Annotated in this window: 18 protein-coding genes; 3 read left to right on the plus strand and 15 right to left on the minus strand. The window is 62.0% G+C overall.

Annotation, left to right across the window (positions count from 1 at the left end; translation table 11 throughout):
- Positions 1-7: 7 nt before the first annotated feature.
- The gene (locus tag V6765_RS13180) at positions 8-619 is read right to left on the minus strand and encodes a YqgE/AlgH family protein (RefSeq protein ID WP_448429863.1); all 612 of its coding nucleotides are present in this window, start codon (positions 617-619) and stop codon (positions 8-10) included.
- Positions 620-760: 141 nt separating this feature from the next.
- Between V6765_RS13180 and V6765_RS13185 the strand changes: the two genes are divergently transcribed.
- From V6765_RS13185 to V6765_RS13195, 3 genes are all read left to right on the plus strand, one after another.
- Positions 761-1,573, plus strand: a complete 813-nt coding sequence (locus tag V6765_RS13185; RefSeq protein WP_448429464.1) for a protein-disulfide reductase DsbD domain-containing protein — start codon at positions 761-763, stop codon at positions 1,571-1,573.
- 35 nt (positions 1,574-1,608) lie between these two features.
- A complete protein-coding gene (locus V6765_RS13190) occupies positions 1,609-2,094 on the plus strand; it encodes a redoxin family protein (protein ID WP_448429466.1) in 486 nt (161 codons plus the stop codon).
- A 328-nt stretch (positions 2,095-2,422) separates the two neighbouring features.
- Positions 2,423-3,523 (plus strand): hypothetical protein, encoded by a 1,101-nt coding sequence (locus V6765_RS13195; protein WP_448429468.1) that lies wholly within the window; start codon positions 2,423-2,425, stop codon positions 3,521-3,523.
- A gap of 6 nt (positions 3,524-3,529) precedes the next feature.
- Here V6765_RS13195 and V6765_RS13200 read toward each other — a convergent pair whose 3' ends face one another.
- The 14 genes from V6765_RS13200 to coxB all read right to left on the minus strand — a co-directional run bounded on the left by V6765_RS13200 (position 3,530) and on the right by coxB (position 13,587).
- Entirely contained in the window at positions 3,530-3,838 is a 309-nt protein-coding gene (locus tag V6765_RS13200; protein ID WP_448429470.1) for a Dabb family protein, read from the minus strand.
- 18 nt (positions 3,839-3,856) lie between these two features.
- The gene (rnhA, locus tag V6765_RS13205; RefSeq protein ID WP_448429472.1) at positions 3,857-4,309 is read right to left on the minus strand and encodes a ribonuclease HI; all 453 of its coding nucleotides are present in this window, start codon (positions 4,307-4,309) and stop codon (positions 3,857-3,859) included.
- Positions 4,306-5,274, minus strand: coding sequence for a homoserine kinase (locus V6765_RS13210; RefSeq protein ID WP_448429474.1), 969 nt, complete (start codon positions 5,272-5,274; stop codon positions 4,306-4,308). Before V6765_RS13210 ends, rnhA begins: the two co-directional genes overlap by 4 nt.
- Positions 5,275-5,278: 4 nt before the next feature.
- Entirely contained in the window at positions 5,279-6,274 is a 996-nt protein-coding gene (gene ispH / locus V6765_RS13215; protein WP_448429476.1) for a 4-hydroxy-3-methylbut-2-enyl diphosphate reductase, read from the minus strand.
- 5 nt (positions 6,275-6,279) lie between these two features.
- Entirely contained in the window at positions 6,280-6,759 is a 480-nt protein-coding gene (locus tag V6765_RS13220; protein WP_448429478.1) for a mismatch-specific DNA-glycosylase, read from the minus strand.
- Positions 6,752-7,480 carry an SURF1 family protein gene (locus V6765_RS13225; protein WP_448429480.1) on the minus strand — a complete coding sequence of 243 codons (729 nt, stop codon included), beginning with the start codon at positions 7,478-7,480 and terminating at the stop codon, positions 6,752-6,754. Before V6765_RS13225 ends, V6765_RS13220 begins: the two co-directional genes overlap by 8 nt.
- On the minus strand, positions 7,473-7,859 hold the full coding sequence (locus tag V6765_RS13230) for a DUF983 domain-containing protein (protein WP_448429482.1): 387 nt from the start codon (positions 7,857-7,859) through the stop codon (positions 7,473-7,475). The genes V6765_RS13225 and V6765_RS13230 overlap by 8 nt, the downstream gene beginning before the upstream one ends.
- 37 nt (positions 7,860-7,896) lie before the next feature.
- A complete protein-coding gene (locus V6765_RS13235; protein ID WP_448429484.1) occupies positions 7,897-8,178 on the minus strand; it encodes a GNAT family N-acetyltransferase in 282 nt (93 codons plus the stop codon).
- A 60-nt stretch (positions 8,179-8,238) separates the two neighbouring features.
- On the minus strand, positions 8,239-9,123 hold the full coding sequence (locus V6765_RS13240) for a cytochrome c oxidase subunit 3 (protein WP_448429486.1): 885 nt from the start codon (positions 9,121-9,123) through the stop codon (positions 8,239-8,241).
- Between the two features lie 178 nt (positions 9,124-9,301).
- Positions 9,302-9,886, minus strand: a complete 585-nt coding sequence (locus tag V6765_RS13245) for a cytochrome c oxidase assembly protein (protein ID WP_448429488.1) — start codon at positions 9,884-9,886, stop codon at positions 9,302-9,304.
- Positions 9,887-9,895: 9 nt separating this feature from the next.
- Positions 9,896-10,030 carry a hypothetical protein gene (locus tag V6765_RS13250; protein ID WP_018066523.1) on the minus strand — a complete coding sequence of 45 codons (135 nt, stop codon included), beginning with the start codon at positions 10,028-10,030 and terminating at the stop codon, positions 9,896-9,898.
- Between the two features lie 4 nt (positions 10,031-10,034).
- Positions 10,035-10,961, minus strand: coding sequence for a heme o synthase (locus V6765_RS13255; protein ID WP_448429490.1), 927 nt, complete (start codon positions 10,959-10,961; stop codon positions 10,035-10,037).
- 72 nt (positions 10,962-11,033) lie between these two features.
- Positions 11,034-12,683, minus strand: coding sequence for a cytochrome c oxidase subunit I (ctaD, locus tag V6765_RS13260; protein WP_448429492.1), 1,650 nt, complete (start codon positions 12,681-12,683; stop codon positions 11,034-11,036).
- Positions 12,684-12,693: 10 nt separating this feature from the next.
- A complete protein-coding gene (gene coxB, locus V6765_RS13265; protein WP_448429494.1) occupies positions 12,694-13,587 on the minus strand; it encodes a cytochrome c oxidase subunit II in 894 nt (297 codons plus the stop codon).
- Positions 13,588-13,720 lie beyond the last annotated feature (133 nt).

Raw genomic sequence — 13,720 nt, forward strand, 5'->3', positions numbered from 1 at the left:
GATTGTTTCAGGCGTGTCCGATATTGGTGGAAAGCGACGAGGGGCGCACGCCCATCGAATACAGCGCGCGTTCATATTTGCTGTCGAGATCGCGATCGAAAACCATGTCCTCGATCGCCGGGCATGTCAGCCAGTCATTGTTGGCGATCTCGCTTTCAAGCTGGCCGGGCGCCCAGCCGGTATAGCCGAGCAGCAGCGTCGCCCGTTCCGGGCCCCTGCCGGCGGCGACCGATTTCAGCACATCGAGCGTTCCCGTCATCGCCATATCATCGCTGATCGGAATGCTGCCGTCGCCGGAATAATCGTAGGAATGCAGCACGAAGCCGCGGCCGGGTTCCACCGGCCCGCCGCACAGTACCGGAAAATCGATCAGAGACGGCATCTCCGGATCGCGCTCGTCCCCGACAAGGTCGAGCTGATGGAGGACTTCGGGAAAGGTGACGGACTGAGCGCGGTTGATGATAAAACCCATCGCTCCCTCGCCGGAATGGGCGCAGATATAGATCACGCTGCGTTCGAACTCGCTCTCGGCAAGCTGCGGCATGGCGATCAGAAACTGGCCGTCGAATGGCCCGCGTTCACGCCCTTTTGCAAAGTTCTCCAACACGTCGATCTCCAGCGAACCGTTTGCGCCGCTTTCAAAATTCATCGTAGGCATGAAACCAAGATGGGGCAAGGTCACGCGATATTCAAATCAAATTGTCCGCAATATCATCGAAGCGCCATATCCCCGCCCCGCCGGCTGCGCTAAAGAGCAAGCATGAGAACACGCCGCATCCTGATCATCGCCGCACTCGCCCTGCCCGCTTTCGCGAGCCTCTCCCATGCCGGACAAACCGAATGGGCCGAAGATGCCGGCGGGCGCATGCGTATGATCATGACGGCGCCCGATAAGGACGGCACGATCCGCGCCGCGCTGCAGGTGGAGCCCGCCGACGGTTTCATCACCTACTGGCGTGAGCCCGGCGAAAGCGGCATTCCTCCGCAGATCACCGTCGACGGCAATGATGCCGTCACGCTCGAGGCGATTGCCTACCCGGTGCCCAAGCGCATTGACCTCGCCGGCGTGACCGATATGGGCTATGACGGGCCGGTGACCTTTCCGCTGACCTTCAAGGCCGCGCCGGGCACGCATCCGCGGATGGATGTCACCGCCTTTATCGGGCTTTGCAAGGATATCTGCATCCCGTTCCAGACGACGTTCGAGATCACCGCCTCCACCTATGACGGCAGCGCGGTGGATGCCGCGATCCTCGCCGTCGCAGAAACCACGCTGCCGGAAGCGCCATCGGCCGATTTCCGCGTCGAACGCGCGGTCAAGACCGGCGAGGCCCTGGAGCTTGCGATCGCCCTGCCGGAAGCCGAAAACCCCGAAATCACGCTTGCCAGCAGCGGCGGCTTTATCGTCGAGGCCCCGGCGGGCGCTATGAAGGACGGAGCCTACACGATCACCATACCGCTGGCCTCCCTTCCCGACGGCCGGGATTCCGTCGCGGGCGACTGGTTGCTGCTTGCCAAGGCGGGCGGGCGGGTCATGGAAACGCCGCTTGTGTTTGAAACGGTCTCCCCTTAGGTTTCGTCCCCAGAGGATAAGAGAAGGAGTTTTCCATGTCTGTTTCAAAGGGCGACACACTGCCCTCCTCCACCCTGCGCGAGTTGACCGAAAACGGGCCGGAGCAGGTCTCCACCGACGACATTTTCAAGGGCAAGCGCGTGGTGCTGTTCGCAGTCCCCGGCGCGTTCACGCCGACCTGCTCGATCAACCATCTACCGACCTATCTCGAAAACCGCGACGCCATTTTGAGCCGCGGCGTCGATGAGATCGCGGTGGTGGCGGTCAACGATCCGTTCGTGATGGGCGGCTGGGCCAAGGCCACCGGCGGCGAAGGCAAGATTCGCTACCTCTCGGATGCAGACGGCGCGTTCACCAAGGCGCTTGGCATGGATCTCGACATGTCCGGCGCCGGTCTCGGCCTGCGCTCCAAACGCTATTCCATGCTCGTCGAGGACGGCAAGGTGAAGGAGCTGAATGTCGAGGACAATCCCGGCGAGGCCACCGTCTCTGCCGCGGCGACCATTCTCGGCCAACTCTGATCGCGCACTTTTGCGCAGACGCCATTGAAGAAAAAACGGAAGCCGGCCGGGATATCCGACCGGCTTCTTTCATGCCCGGACGCAACACTTGGCAGGAAGCGCCCGTAGCATTACCACGCCAGGCTTGACGGAGCCGCAAGCCGCGGCCCCACAAGCACGCTGGTCTCTACGCCATGCGAAACAACACTGCAGATAATACAATGCAATTTTAAAGTTAAAACCATTTTTATTAATTAATATTAATTGTATTACATTGTCCGTTCTCAATAACAAACCATTCCATATTCTTCATCGGCTCTGGTAAGATACCCGAGAACGGAGGGCCCGAATGCAACGCGTTGCCAGCAGAACCGTCCGGCGGACGGCAACGGCGCTTCTCGCCGTGGCCTTTATCGTCTCCACGCCGTTCGTGGTGCCGAACGGCATCGAATCCGTGAAGCTGCTTGCGCTGCGCAATGACCCGGTCAAGCTGACGGATTATCGGCTGGAGCAGCTCACGCCCGCCGATTACGACCGCGCCATCCGCGAGGCGCTTGCCAGCGACGATCCCGATCTTGCCGAAAGCGTCATCACCCTTGCCGACAGCCGCGGCGTGCGCATCGACGGCGCCGAGCGGGAACGCGTCGAGATCGCCGTCTCAGAGGAGAATAGCCTCGGCAACCAGATCTATGAGCTGTGGGATGGCGCGCTGACCGGCAAGCCGGACAGCGCCGTCGGGCTCGTGGGCGCGATCGCCACCGATCTCACGACGGTCGGCGATGTCCGCGACATCATCATCGAGGGCGGGTCCTATCTGCAGGGCGAGGACTACGACCCTCTGATCCTGGGTCTTTCGATGGCAGGTCTTGCGATCACCGGCGCTGTTGTGCTGTCCGGCGGCTCGGCGTCATCCGCCAAGATCGGCACCAGCACGCTGAAGGCCGCGAGCAAGGCGGGCGCGATCGCCACGCCGCTCCGCCGTTCCTTTACCCGGCTTTCCGGAGAGGTCGTCAGCGGCCCGGCGCTGCGCAAAAGCCTGCCGCTGCTCAAGCGCGGCAATGTACCGGCGGCACGGCGGGCGCTGACAAGCTCGCTCGACGTCAAGCCGCTGGTGAAGATGCAGGACGCGGCCATGGAGGTCGGCACGGTGATGACCAAGAACGGCTTCAAGGCCGGCACGGACATGCTGAAAGTGGCGGATACGCCGGCCGACCTGACCAAGCTCGGCAAGCTCTCGACCCGCTTCGGCAAGCGCTTCCGCGCCATCGTCTTTATGCTGGGCTCCGGCGCCATCTCACTCGCCGGGTATTTGCTCATCGCGGCAAGCTGGACGGCGACTTTCGCGATGTGGCTCCTGGGCGCGGCCTATTTCAGCTATCGCGCCCTCAGGGTCGGCTGGCGGTTTCTGTTCTATCCGGCCGGACGAATGCTTGTCCGGCTCTGGGCTTGAGCGAGCTCAAACCGCCATATCGAAGACGAGGATGCCGGAAATGCCGCCGGCCGCGGCGGCGACGAGTTTCTCGCTGACCACTGTGTGATCGGGGTGATCGAGATAGGCATCGCGCGCGGCCGAATCTTCGAAGGTCACGATGAAGCCGTCGCCATAGCCGCTGTCGAGCCCCTCCGGCGAGACATTCGCGCCGGACTTGAAATCCACGATGCCGGGGATGACGCGCTTCAGCCCGGCGATCTCATCGTAGAGCGCCTGCTTTTCCTCGGCCCCGGCTTCCTGTCGAAATCGAATGAATACGCAATGCATGATCATGATGTTTTCCGAAGCGCCTCAGCGCCCTGGCCCCTTTTTGAACGGTTCCATCCCCTGACGCGCCAATTCGTCGGCGCGCTCATTCTCTTCGTGGCCGGCGTGGCCCTTCACCCAATGTAGAGTGACATCGTGCCTGTTGCGCTCGGCTTCAAGAGCCTGCCACAATTCGGCATTCTTGACGGGCTTCTTCGCGGCGGTTTTCCAGCCGTTCTTCTTCCAGCCGTGAATCCATTTCGAAATGCCGTCCTTGACGTATACGCTATCGGTATAAAGCGCCACGGTGCAAGGCTCCTTCAGCGCCTTCAGGGCCTCGATCGCCGCCATCAGCTCCATGCGGTTGTTGGTGGTCAGCTTCTCGCCACCGCAAAGATCGCGTTCCTTGTCGCCATAGCGCAGCACCGCGCCCCAGCCGCCGGGGCCGGGATTGCCGGAGCAGGCCCCGTCGGTGAAAATCTCAACTGTCTTCTTCAAACCTGTTCCAGTCCGTATTCGCTGGCCGTTGCCACAGAACGATGAAAGCGCAGATAGCGCAGATATTCGAGCGGGTCCTTCTTGACCACCAGCGCGCCCGCCGGCGTGTTCAGCCAGTCGTAAAGCCGGGTGAGGAAGAAGCGCAGCGCCGAGCCGCGGCACAGCAGCGGCAGCGCCTCGATCTCGTCCTCACCAAGCGGCCGCACGCTCTGATAGCCCTCGATCAGCGCCCGCGCCTTGGTGACGTTGAAGGCGCCGTCCTTCTCGAAGCACCAGGCATTGAGGCAGATCGAAAGGTCATAGGCGAGGAAGTCATTGCAGGCGAAGTAGAAGTCGATGAGGCCGGAAAGCTTGTCGCCGATGAAGAACACGTTGTCGGGGAACAGATCGGCATGGATGACGCCCTCCGGCAGGTCCACCGGCCAGCGATCCTCAAGCGTCGCGAGTTCCGTGGTGATCTCGCTTTCCAGCCCCTTCTGGACCTCGTCGGCGCGGGCGGCGGACTTGTCCCACAGATCGACCCAGCCCTTGAGCGCCAGCGCGTTCTTGCGCGTCAGATCGAAATCCTGCCCGGCGATGTGCATGCGGGCGAGCGCGACGCCCAGTTCCCGGCAATGGGGCGCGGCGGGCTTTCTGAGCCACATGCCTTCCAGAAAAGAAATCAGCGCCGCCGGGCGGCCGCAGAGCCTGCCATAAGGCGCGCCGTCATCGCGGGGAAGCGGGAGCGGGCATGACAGGCCGCGATCGGCCAGATGCTGCATCAGCCCGAGATAGAACGGCAGATCGCCCTCATCCACCCGCTTTTCATAGAGCGTCAGGATCAGAGGAAATTTCTCGGTGTGGAGCAGGAAGTTGGAGTTCTCGACGCCCTCCGCGATGCCGCGATAGGACAGGAGTCCGCCGACGTCATAGGCTTTCAGAAACTGCCGGAGATCGTCTTCATTGATATCGGTATAGACGGCCAAATGCTTATCGTCCGTTGACGAAGGCCATGTCCTCGACGGTCAGTTCGACATCGCGGAGCTGGCGGTTGACGAGGAAATGTTCGTTCTCGACCGTGGTTTCGGCAAGCTCGATCGTGGTGTCGAACCGCGCGCGAAACGCCTCGATGATCTCGTTCACCACGACCTCCGGGGCCGAAGCGCCGGCGGAAAGCCCAAGCGTGCGGATCGGGCCGATCGCATCGAAATCGAGTTCGGCGGCGCGCTGGACGAGGATCGCCTCCTTCGCCCCTGCCCGTTTCGCAACCTCCACGAGACGCCGGGAATTGGACGAGTTCGGCGCGCCGACAATGATGAAAAGATCGCAGCCGGGCGCTGCCGCCGACACCGATTCCTGGCGGTTGGTGGTGGCATAGCAGATCGAATCGGCAGACGGCGCGGTGAGGTTCGGAAACCGCTCGGTGAGCTTGGCGATCACCGCCGCAGTATCCTGCACCGAGAGCGTCGTCTGCGTCACATAGCCGAGATTGTCCGGATCGGCGGGTTGGTAGCGCTCGGCATCCTCCACCGTCTCCACCAGCGACACCGCGCCCTCCGGCAACTGCCCCATCGTGCCGATCACTTCCGGGTGGCCGGCATGGCCGATCAGCACCACGTGGCGGCCGAGCCGCTCATGGCGCATCGCCTGTTTGTGGACCTTGGAAACCAGCGGGCATGTGGCGTCGAGATAGAAGAGATTCCGGCTTTCGGCATCGGCCGGCACGGATTTCGGCACGCCATGGGCGGAAAATACCACAGGCTGCTCGCGATGCTCCGCCGGAATCTCGTCGAGCTCCTCGACGAAAACCGCGCCGCGCGCCTCAAGCCCTTCCACGACGTAGCGGTTATGCACGATCTCGTGACGCACATAGACCGGCGCGCCGTAGCGCTTCAGCGCCAGCACGACGATCTGGATCGCCCGGTCGACGCCGGCGCAAAAGCCGCGCGGGCCGCAAAGGCGAATGGTCAATGGGGTCATGGTCATCTCGCTCAAATCATTCCGGGCAACTGATACCAATGATGACGGTCCTTTGTCCAATGCGCGTTTGCGCCCGAGGTGGATGGAAGCGCCGCAATCGCGATGCCATCGAGCGTGCGCTGCTGCAGGCCGCAGCTTATCGTCTTGTCCCCGAAATATATGCGCGCGCCGGTGAGGCTGGTGAACGCGATCAGCTTCGGGCGGAAATGCCGCATCTTCTCCTCGAATGCGGCGATATCGAAGGCCGACAGGGTCAGCGCCTTGTCCATGCCGCTTTCGCTCTGGTTTAGATCGGTAAGGCCGATACCGTAATCAAGGAGTTTGCGGAAATCCGTCGGCGAAACCCGCTCCGGCGTCAGCCCGATCTCGTGCAGCGTGCGGTAGAACTTGTTGGAGGGGTTGGCGTAGAACGAGCCGGTGCGCGCCGAGATGTGCCCCTTCGCCGTGCCGCAGAACACGATATCGAGGCCCGGCGCGAGCAGGTCAATCATGCTTTCGCCGCCCCCGCCAGACGAGCAGGCCAACGATGATCGCCAGCACGGCCGCAAGCCCGTACCATGTGACCGCATATTGCAGGTGGTCGTTCGGAAACGAAATCCGGGTCACGCCGCCGACGGGCAAGCCGCCCGGATTGGGGGCGTCACCGGCATCGACGAAAAAGGGCACCACCTCACCGGCCGAAAGCCCGGTCGATTGCGCCATCGCGTCGATATCCTTCCAGTAGAAGATGTTCTGCGCGATATCGTTCTCGGGCACCGCAAACGAGGGTTTTTCGTCGAGCCGGTCGCGGGCAAGCCCTGTCACGGTAACCGTGCCGGTCACCTGCCCTTCGGGCCGGCTCGCGGCATCCTTCATGTCGAACGGCACGAAGCCGCGATTGACGAAGATCGCGCGGCCATCGGCGAGCCGCAACGGGGTATAGACGTAATAGCCGGACTGGCCCTGATAGGTCGCGAAGAAATGCCGCTCACGGTCATGCTCAAACCGGCCGGTCACCTCTATCGGCCGGTATTCGATTTCACTCCGCGGCAGCGCCTCTGCCTCGGCGAGCGTGATCGGCGGCGCCTGCAACTGCTGCTCGACCGAGGCCAGCAGCGCCTCCTTCCAGTGCAGCCGGCGCACCTGCCAGTTGCCGAGCGAGATCAGGGTCACGAAGGCAAGCGCTGCCAGCGCCAGCCCCAACACCCGCACAAGCGTCTTCCGTCTAGGCATCGTCATCGCGCTTGATCATGCCCTCGGCGGCGGAGTGGCGGTACTGCAGAACGATCAGCACGCCCTTGAAGGCCCGCAGCGCAGCCAGCGAAAGCGCGATCGCGAGCGGCACCCAGATGACGATATGCACCCAGAACGGCGGCGAATAGGTAATCTCGGTCCACAGCACCAACCCGATCACCAGAAAGCCGACGGCCAGCATCACGAAGATCGCGGGACCGTCTCCTGAATCGGCAAAGCCGTAGTCCAGGCCGCAGTTGTCGCATTCCGGCTTCACGGCCAGAAAGCCATCGAAAAGCGGGCCCTTGCCACAGCGGGGGCAGCGGCCCTTGAGGCCGGAAAGAATGAGCGGGGCAAGCGGATTTTGGTCTGCGGGCATGAATTTGAAAGCCTTCCTGAAACCGGAAGGCGCCTCTTCACTTGATAACGTCGTGCCAGTCGTTGTGGTTGCGCACGCTCAGCGCCTTGAAGAACGGGCAGAGCGGAATGATCTTCCAACCGCCCTTGCGCGCCTCGTCGACAGCGTGGCGGGCCAGCGTTTCGCCGACGCCCTTGCCGCGCAGCGCATCCGGCACGCCGGTGTGATCGATGATGATCAGCCGTTCGGAGCTGCGGGAATAGGTCATCTCCGCCTCATGGCCGTCAACGACCGTGTAGTAGCGGCCGCCCGAGGCGGTCTTTTCTTCCTGTATGGCCATGATGCGCCCTTCCCAAAAGCCGACCGCCGCCTCGATGGGCGGCGGAGGGTGGTTTCAAAATCAGTGGCCGGTCTCGGCCAGCGGCGCGCCCCATCCGCCCCAGATATAGATGGTGAAGAACAGGAACAGCCAGACCACGTCGACGAAGTGCCAGTACCATGCGGCGGCCTCGAGGCCGAAATGGCGCTCCGCCGTGAACGATCCACGGGCCGCGCGAATCAGGCAGACGATCAGGAAGATCGTGCCGACGATCACGTGGAAGCCGTGGAAACCGGTCGCCATGAAGAAGGTGGCGCCATAAATGGAGTTTTTGAAGGCAAACGGCGCCTCGTAATACTCATAGGCCTGAACGCCGGTAAACAGCAGGCCGAGCAACACGGTGAGCGTCAGACCCTGGAGCAGGCCCTTGCGGTCGCCATGGATCAGGGCGTGATGCGCCCAGGTCAGCGTGGTGCCGGACAGAAGCAGGATGATGGTGTTGTAGAGCGGGAAGTGCCAGGGGTCGACAACCGCGATGCCTTCCGGCGGCCATGTTCCGCCGGTCGCTTCCACGCGCGCTGCCTGGATCGCCTCGCCGGTGAACAGGCTGGCATCGAAGAACGCCCAGAACCACGCCACGAAGAACATCACTTCCGAGGCGATGAACATGATCATGCCGTAGCGCAGATGCAGCGAAACGACCGGAGTATGGTGCCCCTCGCGCCCTTCCTTGATCGTGTCGGACCACCATCCGAACATCACATAGATGGTAACCGCGAGACCGATCAGCAGCAGCCAGGGCTGCGCCAGATCGAGGCCGAGAATATTGAACGAACCACCGCTGAGATAGCGCATATAGCCGACGCCGCCGAAGCACAGCAGGAAAGCGCCGATAGCGGCGACCAGCGGCCAGGGGCTTGGGTCGATGATATGATAATCGTGGTTCTTGTGCTGCGCGTCTGCCATTCCTGGTCCCCGTTTCCTCTCTCCCTGAAAACCGCGTCGGGCGCTGTTTCAGTAAACTAGCATCTACACCGTTTCCGGTCTTTGGCAAATCGCCCGCTGCTTTATCAGCATTTGGTCCGAACTTGCCGTCTTAATCAATCCCCGCGAACGATAATCCGCGAGCGGTGGCGGCGCTCCTTCAGGAGCTTCCGTCCGAGCTTGCGGCAGACGCCTTGGCGGCGACCGGCTTCTCGTGTTCGAAGAATGTATAGGACAGCGTCAGAACCCTGATATCCTTGGTCTCTTCCGCCTCAACGATCGCCGGATCGACGAAGAAGACGACCGGCATTTCCAGCGTCTCGCCCGGCTGCAGCACGGTTTCGGTGAAGCAGAAGCACTCGACCTTGTTGAAATAGGCGCCGGCCTGAAGCGGCGTGACGTTGAAGATCGCCTGTCCGAGTATAGGCTCGCTGCTCTTGTTGCGGGCGTTGAACATGACCTGCACGGTCTCGCCGATCTTCGGCGAAACCGATTTCTGCTCCGGCTTGAACTCCCAGTCGAGACCCGGCGCGACATTGGCGTCGAAGGTCACCTTGATCGTCTTGTCGAGCACCACGTTGGAATACTGCTCGACCCGCTGGGCCGTGCCGTTATACCCTGTAACCTGGCAGAATATGCGATAGAGCGGCACGGCGGCGAAGCTCATCGCGGTCATGCCGAACACGAAAACAAGGCACATCAGAACGATGGCGCCGTTGTTGCGTTTGCCGCTCGCTTGCGTCATCTCGCCTCCTCAGGCCGCGCCGAACTTGACCATGGTGATGATATAGAACAGCACCACGAGGCCGAACAGCACGAAGCCGAGCGCGATATTGCGCGCGCGCCGGGCCCGCTTCTGCTTGTCGGTCAATTTCACTGTCTCGATCATGGCTTCACCCAAAGACCAGCATGGCCGCGCGATCGACCATCAGACCGGCGAAGATCGCCGCCAGATAGAAGAGCGAAAACGCGAACATCTTCTTTGCCGGCACCATTTTGCTGTCGCCCTCGGCCATCGCCCGCACCTTCAGTGAATGGTAGACGAAGTAGCCGCCGAGCGCTGCCGCGAACACCGCGTAGAAGGGGCTCGCAAGCCCCGTCAGCGCCGGCGCGACGCCTGCGATCGCGGTCAGCACCGCATAGACGACCATCTGGTTCTTTGTTGATTTCTCGCCGGCCACATTCGGCATCATCGGGATGCCGACATCGTCGTAATCGCCCTTCTTGAAGAGCGCCAGCGCCCAGAAATGCGGCGGGGTCCACAGGAAGGTGATCGAAAACAGAATGATACTGTCGAGCGAGATCGAGCCGGTGACCGCCGCCCAGCCGATCATGGGCGGGAAAGCGCCGGCCGCACCGCCGATGACGATGTTCTGCGGCGTCGCCCGCTTCAGCCACATCGTGTAGAACACGGCGTAAAAGAAGATCGTAAACGCCAGAAAACCGGCGGCGAACCAGTTGATCGCGAGGCCGAGCGTAGCCACCGAGAAGCAGGCAAGCGTTATACCGAAAGCGAGCGCCTCTTCGCGGCGGACCCGGCCGGCCGGGATGGGGCGATTCGCCGTGCGCGACATCACGGCATCGATATCGGCGTCATACCACATGTTGAGCGCGCCAGCCGCGCCGGCGCCGATGGCGATGCACAGGATCGCGATCGCGCCCATGACCGGATTGATCGAGCCCGGCGCCAGGAACAGGCCGGCAAAGGCGGTAAACACCACCAGCGACATCACCCGCGGCTTCAACAGCGCGAAATAGTCCCGCCCGGTTGCTTCCGAAAGCACGAGATCGTCGCCAAGGTCGTTGTCGATTACTGTCATTGTCAGCTCTCATTTCAAACAAGACCGCGCGCCATTGGGCGGCGCGCGAGCTTTGTTGTTTGTCGCATCGCCTTAGCGGATGCGCGGCAGTTCCGACCACTGGTGGTAGGGCGGCGGCGAGGAAAGCTGCCACTCGAGCGTGGTCGCGCCCGGACCCCAGGGATTGTTGCCGGCGACCCGCTTCTTCGCGAAGGCCTCGAAAATGCCGAACAGGAAGATCAGTACGCCGATGGCCGAGATATAGGAGCCGTAGGACGAAACCGCGTTCCAGCCGGCAAAGGCATCCGGATAGTCGATATAGCGGCGCGGCATGCCCGACAGGCCCAGGAAGTGCTGCGGGAAGAACACCAGGTTCACGCCGACGAACATCACCCAGAAATGAATGTGGGCAATCTTCTCATTGTACATGTAGCCGGTGATCTTCGGGAACCAGTAATACCAGCCGGCGAAGATCGCGAACACGGCGCCGAGCGACAGCACGTAGTGGAAATGGGCCACCACGTAATAGGTGTCGTGGAACGAGCGGTCGAGGCCGGCATTGGCGAGCTGCACGCCCGTAACGCCGCCGACGGTGAACAGGAAGATGAAGCCGATCGCCCACACCATCGGCGCGCGGAACGAGATCGAGCCGCCCCACATCGTCGCGATCCAGGAAAAGATCTTCACGCCCGTCGGCACCGCGATCACCATGGTGGCGAAGACGAAGTAGCGCTGGGTGTCGAGCGACAGGCCGACCGTGTACATGTGGTGGGCCCAGACGATGAAGCCGACGGCGCCGATCGCGACCATGGCGTAGGCCATGCCGAGATAGCCGAACACCGGCTTCTTCGAGAAGGTCGAGATGATGTGGCTGATGATGCCGAAACCGGGCAGGATCAGGATGTAGACCTCGGGGTGACCGAAGAACCAGAACAGATGCTGGAACAGGATCGGGTCGCCGCCGCCATCCGGCGAGAAGAAGGTCGTGCCGAAATTACGGTCCGTCAGCAGCATGGTGATGCCGCCCGCCAGAACCGGCAGCGACAGCAGCAGAAGGAAGGCGGTGATCAGCACCGACCAGGCGAACAACGGCATCTTGTGCAGGGTCATGCCCGGCGCGCGCATGTTCAGGATGGTGGTGATGAAATTGATCGCGCCGAGGATCGAGGACACGCCGGCCACGTGCAGCGCGAAGATCGCGAGATCGACCGCCGGTCCCGGCATGCCGCTGGTGGAGAACGGCGGATAAAGCGTCCAGCCGCCGCCGACGCCGTACGAACCCGCCGGCCCCTCGACGAACATCGAGAGCAGAAGCAGCAGGAAGGCGGGCACGAGCAGCCAGAACGAAATGTTGTTCAGACGCGGAAACGCCATGTCCGGCGCGCCGATCATGATCGGCACCATCCAGTTGGCGAAGCCGCCGATCATCGCCGGCATCACCATGAAGAAGATCATGATCAGGCCGTGCGCGGTGGTGAACACGTTGTAGAGATGCTTGCCCTGGTCAATCGCTGCGGCACCGGCATCGCCATAAACCATGGCGGCCAGGCCGTTGAAGATCTGGATGCCGGGCTCCTGCAGCTCCATGCGCATGGCGACGGACAGCAGCCCGCCGATAATGCCCGCACAGATCGCGAAGATCAGATAGAGCGTTCCGATATCCTTGTGGTTGGTCGAGAAAAGCCATCGCGCGGCAAAGCCGGGCTTATGGTCGTGATCGTGAGCGTGCGCTGCTTCGGCCATATCGCTCTCCTCAATTCTTGTCGGCGAGCATGACGGCGTTTTCGCCCTGCTCTTGATTGTCGATGCTTGCCATCAAAGCGCGGTTCGCGGCTTCGACGTCAGTGGCGGCGGAGGCCTGCCATGTGGTGAACTGCTCGGGAGAAACCGCGCGGATCGCGATCGGCATGAAGGCGTGGTCCTTGCCGCAGAGTTCCGAGCACTGGCCGTAATAGATGCCTTCGGCCTCGGCCTTGAACCAGGTTTCGTTCAGGCGGCCGGGAATGGCGTCGATCTTGATGCCGAATGCCGGCATCGCGAAGGAGTGGATGACGTCGGTGGGGGCTGCGGTGACGAGCAGACGCACGGTCGCGCCGACCGGAACCACCATCTCGTTGTCGACGGCGAGAAGCCGCGGATAGACCGCCCTGTCTTCCTTGCCGTATTCGGCGCGCTGCTCATCGGTCAGCAGATAGGAGGCGTAGGAGATCGCGCCGTCCTCGATCTCGGGATAATCATAGCTCCACAGCCACTGCGTGGCCGTCGCCTTGACCGTCAGATCGGGCTCTTCCGGCATGGTGAGCTGGTTGGTGAGCAGGTTGAAGGACGGCACCGCGAGAAACAGAAGAATCAGCACGGGCGCGACGGTCCACACAACCTCGATCGCGGTGTTGTGGCTGGTGCGCGATGCTGTCGGGTTCTTCGATTCCCGGAACTTCACCATCACCAGGATCAGAAGCGCCAGCACCAGAAGCACGATCGGCACGATAAACCAGAGCGTATACTGCTCGAACCAGGTAATCTGATGCATGATCGGCGATGCTGCCGGCTGCAGGGTCATCTCCCACGGCTCAGGCTGCGCGGCAAAGGCGCTCCCGCTGCCGGCAAGACAGAGAAGACCTGTCATGCATGCTCTGGTTTTATTCATCACGTTGAATTCTCCCACCATTGTTTGACTTCGGTCAAACCGGATCCTGTTCGTTTGCGCCAGAAGTAACAAAACCGCCCGCGGCGCGATAGCGCCATGATAGCATCTCAAGACGCCGACGCACCCCTTGGCC

Source organism: Martelella sp. FOR1707, from assembly GCF_053484265.1.